This is a genomic window from Modestobacter sp. Leaf380 (assembly GCF_001424485.1).
Classification (GTDB): Bacteria; Actinomycetota; Actinomycetes; order Mycobacteriales; family Geodermatophilaceae; genus Klenkia.
The window spans coordinates 72,098-86,407 of sequence record NZ_LMQC01000004.1 but is presented as its reverse complement, the minus strand read 5'-3'; the positions used below and the strand labels follow the sequence as shown (position 1 = coordinate 86,407).

Annotated in this window: 15 protein-coding genes; 10 read left to right on the top strand and 5 right to left on the bottom strand. The window is 74.9% G+C overall.

The features are described from left to right. Both ASG41_RS24540 and ASG41_RS05485 read left to right on the top strand, forming a co-directional pair. Positions 1 to 226: hypothetical protein (locus ASG41_RS24540; protein WP_235564517.1), on the top strand; the 226-nt coding region annotated here is incomplete at its 5' end. A 239-nt stretch (positions 227 to 465) separates the two neighbouring features. Continuing rightward, a complete protein-coding gene (locus ASG41_RS05485; RefSeq protein ID WP_082556606.1) occupies positions 466 to 1,857 on the top strand; it encodes an HNH endonuclease signature motif containing protein in 1,392 nt (463 codons plus the stop codon). A gap of 290 nt (positions 1,858 to 2,147) precedes the next feature. On the opposite strand, the gene ASG41_RS05480 is transcribed toward ASG41_RS05485, so the two are convergent. Further along, positions 2,148 to 2,888, bottom strand: a complete 741-nt coding sequence (locus ASG41_RS05480) for a hypothetical protein (RefSeq protein ID WP_056291062.1) — start codon at positions 2,886 to 2,888, stop codon at positions 2,148 to 2,150. 115 nt (positions 2,889 to 3,003) lie between these two features. On the opposite strand from ASG41_RS05480, the gene ASG41_RS05475 reads away from it, so the two are divergent. Continuing rightward, entirely contained in the window at positions 3,004 to 3,432 is a 429-nt protein-coding gene (locus ASG41_RS05475) for an NfeD family protein (RefSeq protein ID WP_056291060.1), read from the top strand. A gap of 108 nt (positions 3,433 to 3,540) precedes the next feature. Then, complete coding sequence (locus tag ASG41_RS05470) at positions 3,541 to 4,935, top strand: SPFH domain-containing protein (RefSeq protein ID WP_056291058.1); 1,395 nt, start codon at positions 3,541 to 3,543, stop codon at positions 4,933 to 4,935. 72 nt (positions 4,936 to 5,007) lie between these two features. On the opposite strand, the gene ASG41_RS05465 is transcribed toward ASG41_RS05470, so the two are convergent. After that, entirely contained in the window at positions 5,008 to 6,081 is a 1,074-nt protein-coding gene (locus ASG41_RS05465) for an RNA polymerase sigma factor SigF (RefSeq protein ID WP_082556605.1), read from the bottom strand. Next, the gene (locus tag ASG41_RS25355) at positions 6,078 to 6,569 is read right to left on the bottom strand and encodes an ATP-binding protein (RefSeq protein WP_056291056.1); all 492 of its coding nucleotides are present in this window, start codon (positions 6,567 to 6,569) and stop codon (positions 6,078 to 6,080) included. The genes ASG41_RS05465 and ASG41_RS25355 overlap by 4 nt, the downstream gene beginning before the upstream one ends. A 164-nt stretch (positions 6,570 to 6,733) precedes the next feature. On the opposite strand from ASG41_RS25355, the gene ASG41_RS05455 reads away from it, so the two are divergent. Together ASG41_RS05455 and ASG41_RS05450 are read left to right on the top strand one after the other, a co-directional pair. Next, positions 6,734 to 8,521, top strand: coding sequence for a SpoIIE family protein phosphatase (locus ASG41_RS05455; protein ID WP_056291054.1), 1,788 nt, complete (start codon positions 6,734 to 6,736; stop codon positions 8,519 to 8,521). 66 nt (positions 8,522 to 8,587) lie between these two features. Continuing rightward, positions 8,588 to 9,595, top strand: a complete 1,008-nt coding sequence (locus ASG41_RS05450) for a DNA topoisomerase IB (protein ID WP_056291051.1) — start codon at positions 8,588 to 8,590, stop codon at positions 9,593 to 9,595. A gap of 73 nt (positions 9,596 to 9,668) precedes the next feature. Here ASG41_RS05450 and ASG41_RS05445 read toward each other — a convergent pair whose 3' ends face one another. Beyond that, the gene (locus tag ASG41_RS05445; RefSeq protein ID WP_056291050.1) at positions 9,669 to 10,076 is read right to left on the bottom strand and encodes an STAS domain-containing protein; all 408 of its coding nucleotides are present in this window, start codon (positions 10,074 to 10,076) and stop codon (positions 9,669 to 9,671) included. A 250-nt stretch (positions 10,077 to 10,326) separates the two neighbouring features. Continuing rightward, positions 10,327 to 10,746 carry a hypothetical protein gene (locus tag ASG41_RS05440; RefSeq protein WP_056291047.1) on the bottom strand — a complete coding sequence of 140 codons (420 nt, stop codon included), beginning with the start codon at positions 10,744 to 10,746 and terminating at the stop codon, positions 10,327 to 10,329. Positions 10,747 to 10,855: 109 nt separating this feature from the next. Here ASG41_RS05440 and ASG41_RS05435 point away from each other — a divergent pair, with 109 nt between their 5' ends. The 4 genes from ASG41_RS05435 to ligD (ASG41_RS05420) are packed head-to-tail and all read left to right on the top strand — an operon-like array spanning position 10,856 to position 14,278. Next, on the top strand, positions 10,856 to 11,383 hold the full coding sequence (locus tag ASG41_RS05435; protein WP_056291045.1) for a DUF1360 domain-containing protein: 528 nt from the start codon (positions 10,856 to 10,858) through the stop codon (positions 11,381 to 11,383). A 57-nt stretch (positions 11,384 to 11,440) separates the two neighbouring features. Continuing rightward, positions 11,441 to 12,433 (top strand): Ku protein, encoded by a 993-nt coding sequence (locus tag ASG41_RS05430; RefSeq protein ID WP_235564516.1) that lies wholly within the window; start codon positions 11,441 to 11,443, stop codon positions 12,431 to 12,433. 1 nt (position 12,434) lies between these two features. Further along, on the top strand, positions 12,435 to 13,385 hold the full coding sequence (gene ligD / locus ASG41_RS05425) for a non-homologous end-joining DNA ligase (RefSeq protein WP_235564513.1): 951 nt from the start codon (positions 12,435 to 12,437) through the stop codon (positions 13,383 to 13,385). After that, positions 13,382 to 14,278 (top strand): non-homologous end-joining DNA ligase, encoded by an 897-nt coding sequence (ligD, locus tag ASG41_RS05420; protein WP_056291040.1) that lies wholly within the window; start codon positions 13,382 to 13,384, stop codon positions 14,276 to 14,278. Before ligD (ASG41_RS05425) ends, ligD (ASG41_RS05420) begins: the two co-directional genes overlap by 4 nt. Positions 14,279 to 14,310 lie beyond the last annotated feature (32 nt).

Below are 14,310 nucleotides of genomic sequence, written 5' to 3'. Positions count from 1 at the left end.
TGCCCTGCGCCGCCCTGCCCTGCGCCGCCCTGCCCTGCGCCGCCCTGCCCTGCGCCGCCCTGCCCTGCGCCGCCCTGCCCTGCGCCGCCCTGCCCTGCCCTGCGCCGCCCTGCCCTGCGCCGCCCTGCCCTGCGCCGCCCTGCCCTGCGCCGCCCTGCCCTGCGCCGCCCTGCCCCGCCCGGCCCCGCCGTGCCTGAGGCTGGGCGCCCCGCGTCCGGGCTCCTGAGTCCGCAGGGAGGTCGGACGCCTCGGTCTGGGCCGCTCGACTCGTGATCGAACGTCTCGGCTCGGCCGCCCGTCGTCGGTGCCTGCCGTTCCTGTCGGTACGACCGGAGCGGCTCAGCCTCACGCCCTCCACACGGGTCGCCGGTGTCACCAACTGGGCGCTGACCTGCTCTTTCCCCTGGCGCCCTCGTCCTGATTCCGCTAGTCTTCGTACACACGTTCGAACACCTGGAGGGCTTCGTGGACGACCTGACTGCGGCTGCTGCCGCTCTGTCCGGCGTCCTGTCCCGGCGGGACGAGGCCTCGCGGTTCGGCTTCCAGCTGCACGAGCGTCTCCCGGTGCTGCTGGCGCTGCGCAACCAGCTCGACGCGGCCCTCGCCCGCACGGTCCGCCACGGCGGGCTCTCCGGGCTCCCGGAGATCGACGGTCACACGACGATGGCGTCGTGGCTGCGGGGACACGGGCGGATGTCCGGCGCTGCGGCACACCGGCTGGTGGCCGTCGGCCGGTCGCTGGAGAACCTGCCGGCCGCGGACGCAGCGTTCGCGGCCGGGTCGATCACGGCGGACCAGGTGACCGTGCTCGGCCAGATCGCCACCGACGAGCGACGGGCCGCTGCCGATGCCGAGGGCCTCGACCTGGCCGAGGTCGACGCGACCTTGACCGCTCTGGCCGCCGCCGGCACCCACCAGGACACCGTGCTGGGCGTCGGGCACTACCTGGCTCGGTTGGACCCCGACGGCCCTGAGCCCGACCCCACCGCCGACCGGGGGCTCACCCTCCCCGTCCACGGTGACGGCAGCAGGGGCATCCGGGGTCAGCTCGACGCGATCGGCGGGGAGAAGGTCGCGACCGCGCTGGAGTCCCTCGTGCAGGCCGACCGACCTGCCGGCGACAGCCGCACCCGCGCGCAGCAGCTCGCCGACGCGCTCGTGCAGCTGTGCGACACGCACCTGGCCGCAGGGGAACTGCCCACCCTGCGCGGGCGCAAGCCCCAGGTCACCGTGGTGGTCCCGCTGGAGGACCTGCTGGACCCGACCACCGGGCCCGGTGCTGCCACCCTCGGGCTGGGCGCCCAGGTCTCTGCCGCGCGCGCCCGGCTGCTCGCCTGTGACTCCCAGGTCACCCGGGTCCTGATGGGCCCCGACTCCCAGCCCCTGGACCTGGGCCGGTCGCACCGCATCGTGCCCGCCCACCTGCGGAAGGCCGTCGAGCTCCGCGACCGCGGCTGCGTCTTCACCGGGTGTGGGGCGCCGAAGTACTGGTGCGACGTCCACCACCTCGTCCACTGGATCGACGACGGGCCCACGTCGCTGGAGAACTCGGCGCTGCTCTGCGAGCGTCACCACACGAAGGTGCACCACGGGTTCCGCGTCGAGCGGCAACCCGACAACAGCTACCGGACCTTCCGCCCCGACGACACCGAGATCGTCGTCGGACCCCGCCTCCCCGGGCTCGACGCCACCCCAGCGGCACCGTCAGAGCCCCCCCGGATGACAGGTGGCCGAGCGAGGCGGAGGACGACCCGTTCCCCGGGTGCCGGCGCCAGCAGAGCGACGCCCCGTGACCCGGTCGACCTCGACACCGTCATCGACATCGAACCCACCCTGAGACCCACCGTCACCCTCTGAGCGGGGGTGCCCACCGGTCTGCCGGGCGCGCGTACTCGGTCGGTGCGTGAGTGCTGTCCAGGTCCAGGTATGCCGATGTGTGCCCGCCCGGGGGTCAGCCGGGCCACCGGCACGTCCGTCCTCTCGAGGAGCGTGCCCACCGCACGACGGGGACCTGAGCCGGAAGCCACCACCCCGGTGGGCGAAGCGGCCACCCCACCTCCCCATCGCTCGACCGGCGGTGCCCGGCGGGCGGCGGCCTCGTGCGTGGTCGTTCCAGGCGCCGGCGACTCAGGCGCCGGCGACTCAGGTCAGCGGGGGACCCAGTTGTAGGCGGCGGTGGTCGCCTCGCGGACGGCGTCGGCCAGCGGGCGCAGCGCGGCGTCGCGGCGCGCGGCCTGGGTGGTGTTCACCGCGGCGCCCGGCGCGTCGGCCATCGCCAGGTCCAGGACCCGGGACAGCCGCTGCGCCCGACCGAGCACCGAGGCGGCCAGCTGGTCGTGGTCCTCGGGCAGACCCGGGGCGTGCGTGGTGCGCGCCAGTCCGGCCAGCAGGGTCGGCACCTCGGGGTTCCACCGGGCCAGGTCCAGGCCCGCCAGCGTGCGGGCCGCGTCGCCGACCGCCAGGTCCAGCTGGCCCGACACCGACCGCAGCGTGCCCTCCACCGGAGGCGCCACCGGCGGGGCGCCGACCAGGTCCACCGCGGTCCACGACAGCACCTCCGCACCGATCTCCTCGGGCACCAGGGCGACCCGGGTGCCCACCGCCGCCTGCCCGGCCGACAGTGCGGTCGCCACCAGCCCCGGCACCGCCGGCAGCCCACGGGTGTCGCCCGGCACCGGCAGGACCAGCCGCAACCGCAGCTCACCGAGGGTCCGCAGCGCCGACAGTGCCACCCCCAGCGGCACCGCCCCGTCGGCCCCGGGCACCCCCACGACGCGGTGCGCCGTCTCCTGCCCGGCAACGGCGTCCAGGGCCTCGTCGTAGCTGGTCCGGCCGGTCAACCAGGCGGTCGCCCAGACGGCGAGCCGGCCTGCGGGGAAGTCGCGCACGAGGAGCCAGGTTACGACGCGGGAACCACGCCGGGGACCGACCGCCCCGCCACCGTCCGGCACGGACCCGGCTCGGATCCCGACCGACCCCGCCGGGGCGTGCCAGACTCGGTTCGTGTCCTGGTTGCTGTGGTTGATCGCCGCGGGGCTGCTCACCGCCGGTGAGCTGGCCAGTCTCGACCTGGTGCTGCTCATGCTCGCCGGGGGCGCACTGGGCGGCATGGGCGTGGCGCTGCTGACGGACGACCTCGCCCTGCAGCTGGTCGGCTTCGTCGTCGTCAGCCTCGCGCTGATCGTCGGCGTCCGGCCGGTCGCCAAGCGCCACCTGACCTCCCGCACCCCGGAACAGGTCGACGGCGTCGAGGTGTACGTCGGGCGCACCGCCGAGGTGAGCGAGCGCGTCGACGGTGAGTCCGGGCAGGTCCGGATGGGCCACGACGAGTGGTCGGCCCGTACCCAGCTCGACGGCGAGACCTACGAGGTCGGCCAGATCGTGCGCATCGTGCAGATCTCCGGGCCCATCGCCTACGTCTCCCGCGCCTGACGGCGGCACCTGCACCGCGCGGGCCGCGGGGCACCGTGGGTGGCCTCCCGGAACGGGACCGGGCAGGATCAGAGCTGACCGTCCACCGACGTCAGGAGCACAAGCCCCGTGTCAGCAGCACTGATCGTCCTGCTCGTGATCGCCGTCCTGGTGGTCGTCGTGCTCGCCAAGAGCGTCACGATCGTCCCGCAGGCGCAGGCCAAGGTCGTCGAACGGCTGGGCCGCTACAGCCGCACGCTCTCCCCGGGACTGGCACTGCTGGTGCCCTTCGTCGACCGGGTGCGGGCGACGATCGACCTCCGCGAGCAGGTCATCTCCTTCCCGCCCCAGCCGGTCATCACCGCCGACAACCTCCAGGTCGGCATCGACACCGTCGTCTACTTCCAGGTCACTGACCCGCGGCTGGCCGTCTACGGGATCGCCAACTACATCACCGGCATGGAGCAGCTGACGACGACGACGCTGCGCAACGTCGTCGGTGGGCTGAACCTCGAGGGCGCCCTCACCGGCCGCGACGGCATCAACTCCCAGCTGCGTTCGGTCCTGGACGGCACCACCGGCCCCTGGGGTCTGCGGGTCGCCCGGGTGGAGATCAAGGCCATCGACCCGCCGCTGTCCATCCAGGACTCGATGGAGAAGCAGATGCGCGCCGACCGCGACAAGCGCGCCACCATCCTCACCGCCGAGGGCCAGCGGCAGTCGGCGGTCATGACCGCAGAAGGCCAGAAGGCCAGTCAGATCCTCGCCGCCGAGGGCCACAAGACCGCGGCGATCCTCGAGGCCGAGGCCGAGCGGCAGTCCCGCATCCTGCGCGCCGAGGGTGAGCGGGCCGCCCTCTTCCTGCAGGCGCAGGGTCAGGCCAAGTCCATCGAGACGGTCTTCCAGGCCATCCACGACGGCAAGCCCGACCAGGGTCTGCTGGCCTACCAGTACCTGCAGACGCTGCCCAAGATCGCGCAGGGCGACGCCAACAAGATGTGGATCGTGCCCAGCGAGTTCTCCCAGGCCCTGGAGGGCCTGGCGAACATGGGCGGCGCCGGCCGCGGAGGTGGCAAGGACGGCGAGCCGCGCCGGTCGTGGCTCGACGTCGACGCCCAGGAGTCCGCGCCCGCGTCGGCACCGGCCCAGACGCTGGACACCACCGACTGGTTCGAGTCCCGGGTGCCTCGGGCCGCCGACCAGCCCGAGGCGCACGTGGCGATGAGCACGCTGGCCGACAGCGAGCCCTCGATGCCGCACCCCGAGGTGCCCAGCACGCCGTCGCTGTCCGAGCTGACCGCCGACGTCAAGGAGGCCGGCGCCGCGGCCGACCCCCGCAACCGCGACCGGGACGGCGACGGCGTCGACGACGCCGACGAGCGGCCCACCCCGCCGCCGCCCTACGGCCAGGGCGGTCCGCAGCAGCAGTGGCAGCAGGGCCCGCCGCAGGGCCAGCCGCAGGGCCAGCAGGGCCCCCCGCCCGGCTGGCAGCAGGGCCCGCCCCAGGGCTACCAGGGGCAGTAGCACCCACACACGACACCGGCCCGGCCCCCGCGAGGGGCCGGGCCGGTGTCGGTGAGGGGCACGGGGTCCTCCTCAGTCCTTGAGCAGGCCCTCGCGCAGCTTGGCCAGCGTCTGGGACAGCAGCCGGGACACGTGCATCTGGGAGATGCCGATGTCGGCGGCGATCTGGGACTGGGTCATGTTGCCGAAGAACCTCAGGATGAGGATGCGGCGCTCGCGGGCCGGGATGGTGGCCAGCAGCGGCTGCAGCGACTCGCGGTACTCCACGCCCTCGAGCGCGGCGTCCTCCTGGCCCAGCGTGGCGGCCAGGGTGGGGGAGTCCTCCTCGCCGGAGAGCCGCTCGTCCAGCGACGAGCTGCGGTAGGCGTTGGCGACGGCGAGGCCCTCGAGGACCTCGGCACGCGGGATGCCCAGGTGCTCGGCGAGCTCCGAGGGGTTCGGGGCGCGGCCGTTCTTCTGGGCGAGCTCGCCGACGGCGGCGTTCAGCGACAGGTGCAGCTCCTGCAGCCGGCGCGGCACGCGCACCGACCAGCCCTGGTCGCGGAAGTGCCGCTTGATCTCCCCGGTGATGGTGGGGACGGCGAAGGACAGGAACTCCACACCCCGGGTGGGGTCGAAGCGGTCGATCGCGGCGATGAGGCCCAGGGTGCCGACCTGCAGCAGGTCGTCGAAGGGCTCCCCGCGGTTGCTGAACCGGCGCGCGAAGTGCCGGACCAGCGGCAGGTGCTCCTCGACGAGGATCTCCCGCAGCCGCTCCCGGCGGGGGTCGCCGGGCTCCAGCGAGGCGAGCTCCACGAACAGCGGCGCGGTGCGCTCGGCCCGCTTCCGGTTGTCCGACAGCGGCGGGGCCGGTGCGGCCTGGGCGGCGTCGGTGGCCGGGGTGGCGGAGACGGGCACGTCCGTTGCGTCCGGCGGCAGCAGGTCGGCGAGGGCGTCGTCGTCGGAGGCGTCCGCGGCGGTGTCGCCCGGGCCGTCCCCGTCGGCGGGGACGACCTCGGTGGGGAGGGCCTCGGTCGGGAGGGCCTCGGTGGGGTGGGCCTCACCGCGGGGCTGCGGCGCCCCGGCGGTCACGTCGTCGGCCTGAGCCGTGTCGTCGTCGACGGTCGGGTCGGCAGCCGGGGTGTCGGTGGCAGCCGACCGGGTCACCGCAGGACCGAGAGGTCGGAGTCGGCGTCACCGGTGGCGCGGCTCAGCGGCCCGGGCAGGTGCTTCTCGAAGGTGATCACCGCGACCGCGCCCTCGGAGCCGTCACCGGCCGGCACGGCCGCCTGGGTGGAGGGGCCGGCGTCGACGCTGTCCACCAGGGTGTGCAGCACCGCCCAGCCGAACCCGTCGCGGGGGACGTCGGTGCCCGGGGCGGTCGGCACCCAGGCGTCGATGTGCAGGCCACCGGCGGCCGCCTCGAAGACCACGGTCAGCGCCGAGCCGGGGCTCGCCACCGAGGCCAGCGTGGCGCTGGCCTCGTCGACGGCCAGGCGGAGGTCCTCGACAGCGTCGAGGTCGAAGTCCATCCGCATCGCCAGGTCACCGGCCATGGCCCGCACCGCGGGCAGCTGGGTCCGGGAGGTCGGGACCCGGAGCTCCAGTCGTTCCGTGCGCCGCTCGCCTGAGGCGGCGGCCGTCGAGTCGACCATCCGTCGTGTGCTCCTGTCGTGTCCTGTCGCGCGTGGGGGCCGCCCCGTGCTCGGCGGCCGTCGTCCATCCTCCCGCACCCCCGGGTGGCCCGCCCGACCGACGTGCCCGACGGCACCCCCGTCGCGGTTGCCGGGTCCTGGGCGTTCGGGTGGGATGAGCCCAGATGAACGGCGTCCCGGGCAGCCCCCGTCCGACCGAGCTGCCTGCGCTGACCACCGCGCTCGAGGCGGCGCCCGTCGTCGTCTGGTGGTTCGTCCGCGACGACTCGGCGACCCCGGAGCTGCGGTGGGCCAACGCCGCCGGACGGGCCCGGTCCGCGCTGCCGACGGTGGCGGGCCGGCCGCTGGCGGACCTGGTGGCCGACGTGCTGGCCGGCCGGGGCCCCAGCGTGCTGTCCGGCGCCGCCGACGGCGTGCCCGCGGTGGTGACGCTGACCCGGCTGGACCCGTCCGACCGCCCGGGCGTGCTGGTGCTGCTGCAGGAGCACCCGGCCGAGGTGGTCGCCCCCGACGTCGTCGACCGGGCCGCCCAGGAGGTGCTGCTGCCCACCTCGCTGCCGCTGCTGCCCGGCGCGCGGGTCACCGGCAGCTACTCCCGGGCCGGGCGGCCCGAGGCCGCCGGCGGCGACTGGTACGACGCGGTGGCGGTCGGTGGCGGCCGGCTGGCCCTGGTCGTCGGCGACGGCGTCGGCAGCGGGCTCACCGCCACCTCGGCGATGGCCAGGCTGCGCGGCGCCTGGCTGGCCGAGGTGCGCCGCGACCCCGGCCCGGCCGCAGTGCTGGGGGCGCTGGAGGCCCTGGCCGTCGACATGGACGACGTCCGGGGGTCCTCGCTGTGCCACGTGCTGCTGGACGCCGGCACCGGGGAGCTGTGGTGGGCCGCGGCCGGGCACCCGCCGCCGTTCCTGGCGCGCCCCGACGGCTCGGTGGAGCGGCTGACCGCCGACCCGCGCCCGCCGCTGGGCTCCCGGTACGCCGAGCCGGTGCAGGTCCACACGGCACGGCTGGCCGAGGACGGCGCCCTGGTCCTGGTCTCCGACGGGGCGCTGCACGTCCCCGACCGCACGCCCGAGGACTGCTGGGCCGCGCTGTCCGCGGCCGCCGTGACGGCGCTGCGGGACGGCGAGGACGAGTCGGGCCTGGCCGGCCGGGTCGCGGGCGCGGTGCTGCCCGCCACCGGGGCCGACGACGACGTCGCGGTCCTCGCGGTGCGCCGCTCGGGCGCCGTGCGCCCGGTGCACCTGGACCTGCTCGCCGTGCCGAGCTCGCTGCCCGCCGTCCGCCGGGCCCTGGGCGCCTGGCTGGCCGCGGTGGGTCTGGGCGCCCAGGAGGTGGTGGCCGTGCAGGTCGCGGTGGGGGAGGCCTGCGCCAACTCCGTCGAGCACGCCTACCCCGCCGACGCCCCGGGCCGGCTCTGGCTGGACGCCCGGGCCGACGACGACGGCACGCTGACCGTCGTCGTCCGGGACGCCGGCCACTGGCGCACCCCGGACGAGGACCCCGGCGACCGCGGCCGGGGGCTGCTGATCATGCGCCAGCTCAGCAGCGACGTGGTGGTCGACGCCGCTGCCGGGGGCACCACGGTGACCCTGCGGGTGCCGTTGCGCGGACTGCTCGACGACGTCCCGGAGGAGACGGACGGGGTCGACGCCGCCGTGGTGGACCGCAGCGGCGGCATCCCGACGGTCACCGTCACCGGTGCCCTGGACACCGCGGCGGCCTCCGGGCTGCGGATCCGGCTGCTGGAGGCCTCCCGCGGTGGCGCGGTGCCGGCCCGGCTGGACCTGCGCGGGGTCACCGAGCTCAGCTCGGCCGCGGTGTCGGTGGTGCTGGAGATCGGCCGGGTCGGGCACGGCGAGGGCTGGGAGCTCGAGGTGTGTGCCCCGACGGGGTCGATGGTCCGGCACGTGCTGGACCTGGCCGGCGTCCCTGCGGTGGCCGTCCTCCTCTGACCCGACCGGACGACGTCGTCCGGTGAGCTGGTTTGGACGCCGCGTCCGTTGCGCACCCGAGGGCGGGTGAGACTGCGGCGCAGCGACGTGCACCGGGCGGGCTGGACCCGTCGGCGGGCCGGACGGGGCTGGGCGTTCTACGACGAGGACGGCTCGCTCATCCGGGACGAGCGGGCCGACCGGCTCCGGTCCCTGGCGATCCCGCCGGCCTGGCGTGACGTGTGGATCTGTCCCTGGCCCAACGGCCACATCCAGGCCGTCGGCACCGACGCTGCCGGACGGCGGCAGTACCGGTACCACGACGAGTGGCGGGTCAAGCGGGACGCCGCCAAGCACGAGCGGGTGCTGGAGATCAGCCACCAGCTGCCCGACGTCCGCGACGAGGTGGCCGCGGCACTGCGTCGGCGCGGGCTGACCCGGGAACGGGTGCTGGCCGCCGGTGTGCGGCTGCTGGACCTGGGCGCCTTCCGGGTGGGCAGCGAGCAGTACGCCGAGGACAACGGCACCTACGGGCTGGCGACGTTGCGCCGGGAGCACGTCGAGGTCCGCGGCACGACCGTGGCCTTCCACTACCTGGCCAAGGGCGGCAAGCAGCGCGAGATCGAGGTGACCGACGCCCCCACCGCCACCGTCGTCCGGCAGCTGCTGGAGCGGCCCGCGGACACGGGTGAGGAGCTGCTGGCCTGGCAGGACGACGACGGCGGCTGGCACGACGTCACCAGCGACGAGGTGAACGCCTACCTCAAGGAGGTCTCCGGGGCGGAGATCACCGCCAAGGACTTCCGCACCTGGAACGCCACCGTGCTGATGGCCGTGCTGTTGGCCGAGCAGGAGCCGCCGAGGTCGCGGACCGGGCGGCAGAAGGCGCTGCGGTCTGCCTACGTGGCGGTGTCGGACCAGCTGGGCAACACCCCGACGGTGTGTAAGCAGAGCTACGTCGACCCGCGGGTGGTGGACCGGTTCGAGCACGGCGAGACGATCGCGGAGGCGCTGGCGGAGGCGGCCGGCGCGCAGGACGACCGGGAGCGCCAACGTCGGGTCGAGCTGGGCGTCTGCCAGCTGCTGTCGGCCTGAGACCGGCAGAGCAGGTCCCGCAGACGACGACGGGCGCCCCACCGGCTGGTGGGGCGCCCGTCGTCGCGGTGCGCTACTTGGCGCCGTTGCCGTCCACGATGGTGAACAGGTCGATGAGGCCGGTGACCTCCAGCGGGCGGGTGACCGCCCGGGTGGAGGCGACGAGCTTGAGCCCCACGTCGCGGGAGCGCGCGGACTTCTGGGTCTCCACCAGCACGGCCAGACCGGCGGAGCCCAGGAACTGGACGCCGCACAGGTCGATGACCAGCTCGGACGGCTGCTGCTCCAGCTGGGTGTCCAGGCTGGCGCGGAGCACGGGAGCGGTGAAGGTGTCCACCTCGCCGACGACCGTCACCGTGACGCCACCGTCGGCGTCCGTGGACGTCGACAGGGTGATGACGTCGTCGAAGGGAGCGTCGGCGGTGTCGGTGGGAGCCGACGCGTCGCGCTGTCCCTCGGCGGGCAGGTCAGATGAGGTCACGGACTGCAGCTCCTCTCAGCAGCGAGCCCGACGGGCACGCATCAGCCACCACAACGTACCGGTCGTGGTGGCGTCCGACTCCTCGGCCCTGGTGGGGAGTCCGAGAAGTCGGGCGGTTCGCCCGGGCGACGCCCGGACGTCCTTCGGCAGCTGGCTGCTCAACCGCCGCGGCGACCCTAGACACAGGCGCACCCCTCCCACAACTCGTGCGGGAGGGGTGCGGCGGGACGGGCGCGCGGGGGAGGTGCGGTCAGTCCGCGACGGGGTGGACGGCCTGCTCCTCGGGGCCGTCGCCACCGATGGCGCCGGTGTCGGAGGCGAGGACGTCGTCACCGACGGTGTCGGTGCCGGAGTCGTCCAGCGGGTCGGCGTCGGCGTCCTGGTCCAGCTGGGGGGCGGTGTGGTCGGGGTCCTCCGCCGGGCGCACGCCGGGGTCGACGTCGACGTCGGGGACCTCGCGGTCCAGGCGGCCGTCGAGGGACTCGCCCTCGGACTGCTCGGCGGCGGTGGTGCCGAAGTCGACGCTGGCGTTGGCGCGCTCGGCGCCCATCTCAGGGGCGAACTGGGGGTCCTCGGCCGCGGCGGCCTCGGGGGTGTCGTCGGCGATCTCGGGGATGCCGTCGTCCTCGGGGAACACGTCGCGGGCGGTCTGGCCCTCGGGCTGGGTCATGGGTGTGTCCTCCGTCGGTGCAGATGCAGCTGATCAGTTGCTGCCCTACCCGGCAGCGCCGCTGGCATGCACCCGGTGTCCACCCGGGGACGAGGGGTAGCGGCCCGGCATGTCCGTCACCTCCACCGTCACCGACTGGGCCCGCGCGCAGCAGCGCGACTACGCGCACGGCGAGCAGCGCCCCCTGGGCGGTCTGCTCGGGGCCATGGGCGTCTACGGCGCCGTGACCGCGGCCGGCGCGGCCGCGCTGCGCGCCTCGGGTCGCCCGCTGCCCGACCGGATCCCGGTCGGGGATGCGCTGCTGCTCACCGTGGCCACGTTCCGGCTGGCCCGCACCGTCGCCAAGGACCCGATCACCAGCCCGCTGCGGGCACCGTTCACCAGCTACCGGGGCACGTCCGGCGAGGCCGAGGTCGCCGAGGAGATCCGCGAGCACGGGGGGTGGAAGCACGCCGTCGGCGAGCTGGTCACCTGCCCCTTCTGCCTGGCCCAGTGGATCGGCACCGGCTTCGTGCTCTCCTGGGTCGCCGCGCCGCGGGCCACCCGGCTGGCCGGGCTGGTGATGACCACGGTCGCCGGCGCCGACGTGGGCCAGTTCCTCTACGACCGGCTGCAGTCCGCAGCGACGGGGGACTGACCCCTCCGGGGTGGTCTCGGGCTGCCGCAGGGCCCGGACCGCCCCTACCCTGTGATCTTGCGCGCCCGTGCGGGGCGCGCGGTGAGCGAGGAGGCGACCGTGCGGTCGATCTGGCGTGGTGCGGTCTCCTTCGGGCTGGTCTCGATCGCGGTGAAGCTGTACTCGGCCACCGAGGACCACGACGTGAAGTTCCACCAGGTGCACGCCACCGACGGCGGCCGGGTGAAGTACCGCCGGGTCTGCTCGGTGGACGGCGAGGAGATCGAGTACCGGGACATCGCCAAGGGCTACGAGCTGCCCGACGGCCAGCTGGTCGTGCTCACCGACGCCGACATGGACGAGCTCCCGCTGGGCAGCAAGCACGAGATCGAGGTGCTGCAGTTCGTCGACCAGTCCGAGATCGACCCGGTGCACTTCGAGAAGACCTACTACCTGGAGCCCGAGGGCACCGCGACCCGCCCCTACGTGCTGTTGCGCTCCGCGCTGGAGAACGCCGGCCAGGTCGCGATCACCAAGATCGCCATCCGGCAGCGCGAGTCGCTGGCGGCGCTGCGGGTCCGGGACGGCGTCCTGGTGCTGCACACCATGCGCTGGCCCGACGAGATCCGGGCACCGGAGTTCGGGTTCCTGGACGAGGACGTCACCGCCAAGCCGGCCGAGCTGGCCATGGCCGAGTCGCTGATCTCCACCATGAGCGGCACCTTCGACCCGACGGCGTTCACCGACGACTACAAGGAGGCGATGGCGGCGCTGCTGGAGGCCAAGCAGGCCGGTGGCGACGTCGTCCGTCCCGAGGAGTCCGCGGAGGACGAGGACGACGGCTCGGTGGTCGACCTCATGAGCGCGCTGCGGCGCAGCGTGGAGAAGGCCGGCAAGAAGCCCGCCGCCGACGACGGTGCCGACGCGTCCGCGGAGGAGGCCCCGGCGGAGAGGGCACCCGCGAAGAAGGCACCCGCGAAGAAGGCCGCGGCGAAGAAGGCCGCGCCAGCCAAGAAGGCCCCGGCCAAGAAGGCCCCGGCCGAGAAGGCCGCCGCGTCCAAGTCCGCCTGAGGTGGTCGACGAGGGCACGCGGCCGATGCTGGCGGTGGCCGGGGAGCTGCCGGCCACCGACGACGGCTGGGCCTACGAGTTCAAGTGGGACGGCGTGCGGGTGCTGGCCCACGTCGCCGGCGGGCAGCTCCGGCTCCGGGCCCGCAGCGGCACCGACGTGACGCAGCGCTACCCCGAGCTGGCCGCGCTGCCGGCGTCGCTGGCCGACCGGGACGCCGTCCTGGACGGCGAGGTGGTGGCCCTGGACGCTCTCGGCCGGCCGGACTTCGGGCTGCTCCAGCAGCGCATGCACCTCACCGGCCCGGAGGTCGCCCGCACCGCGCGGAGGGTGCCGGCGTGCTACTTCGTGTTCGACCTGCTGGCGCTGGACGGGACCTCGCTGCTGGACCGGCCCTACCGGGAGCGCCGGGAGCTGCTGGACACCCTCGAGCCCACGGCCCGGCGGTGGTCCCCGACCCCGTGGTTCGACACCGACGGTGCCGGGGTGCAGGCGGCCAGCCGGGAGCACGGGCTGGAGGGCGTGGTCGCCAAGCGGCTGGCCTCGCCGTACCGGCCCGGGGGCCGGGGCCCGGAGTGGCTGAAGATCAAGAACGTGCAGCACCAGTCGGTGGTGGTCGGCGGCTGGCGCCCGGGCAACGGGCGCCGCGCCGGCGGCATCGGCTCGCTGCTGGTCGGGGTGCAGGGGCCGGCGGGCCTGCGCTACGCCGGGCGGGTGGGCACCGGCTTCACCGACCGCGCGCTGCGCGAGCTCGCCGGTCAGGTCGCCGCCCGGTCGACGTCCCCGTTCGCCGGGGAGGTGCCCGCCGACGTCGTCCGCGAGGCGCACTGGGTGGAGCCCGAGCTGGTGGGCGAGGTGGTGTTCGCGGGGTGGACCGGCGACGGCCACCTCCGGCACCCCGCCTGGCGCGGGCTGCGCGAGGACGTGGCGCCGGCCGAGTTGGCGCCGGAGTGAGCCGCCAGCGGGTGTCCATCGCGGGCCGGCAGCTCGAGGTCTCCAACCTGGACAAGGTGCTGTACCCGGAGGTCGGGTTCACCAAGGCCGAGGTGATCCAGTACTACGTGCAGGTCGCACCGGTGCTGCTGCCGCACCTGGCCGGCCGGCCGGTCACCTTCACCCGTTGGCCGCACGGGGTCGAGGGCGCCTCGTTCTTCGAGAAGAACAACGCCCGGCACGCCCCGGCCTGGGTACGGCACGTGGTGGTGCCGGCGCCGGGGTCCACCAAGGACCGCGAGACGCTGGACATGGTGCTGCTCACCGACGTCCCCGACCTGGCCTGGTCGGCGAACCTGGCCGCGCTGGAGCTGCACGTCCCGCAGTGGCGGGTCGACGAGGACGGCGTGCCGCAGCTGCCCGACCTGCTGGTGCTCGACCTGGACCCGGGGCCGGGCACCGGCGTGGCCGAGTGCGCCGCCCTGGCGCTGCGGTTGCGCGAGCGGCTGGTGGACGACGGCCTGGACCCGGTGGTGAAGACCTCCGGTTCCAAGGGGCTGCAGGTCTACGCGCCGATCCGCTGCACCGACCCCGACCAGCCCTCGCGGTACGCCAAGACGCTGGCCCAGGCGCTGACCGAGGAGACCCCCGACGAGGTCGTCTGGCGGATGGAGAAGGTGCTGCGGCCCGGGAAGGTGCTGGTCGACTGGAGCCAGAACAACACGGCCAAGACGACGGTCGCGCCCTACTCGCTGCGGGCCCGGGCCGGTGCGACGGTGTCCACGCCGGTGACCTGGGAGGAGCTCGACGACGCGGCCTCGCTGGTCTTCGACACCGCGGCCGTGCTGGACCGGGTCGAGCAGCTCGGCGACCTGTTCGACGTCGGAGACCGGCACCGGGCCGACCTGCCCTGACCGGCGCCCCGGCCTGAGCGCCCCGTCGGCCC

What these genes read in the sequence shown, in the direction of transcription:
- ASG41_RS05435 (WP_056291045.1), top strand. Translation starts at nt 10,856, where the DNA reads ATGTCCGTCACCTCCACCGTCACCGACTGGGCCCGCGCGCAGCAGCGC.
- ASG41_RS25355 (WP_056291056.1), bottom strand. Translation starts at nt 6,569, where the DNA reads ATGGTCGACTCGACGGCCGCCGCCTCAGGCGAGCGGCGCACGGAACGA.
- ASG41_RS05440 (WP_056291047.1), bottom strand. Translation starts at nt 10,746, where the DNA reads ATGACCCAGCCCGAGGGCCAGACCGCCCGCGACGTGTTCCCCGAGGAC.
- ASG41_RS05455 (WP_056291054.1), top strand. Translation starts at nt 6,734, where the DNA reads ATGAACGGCGTCCCGGGCAGCCCCCGTCCGACCGAGCTGCCTGCGCTG.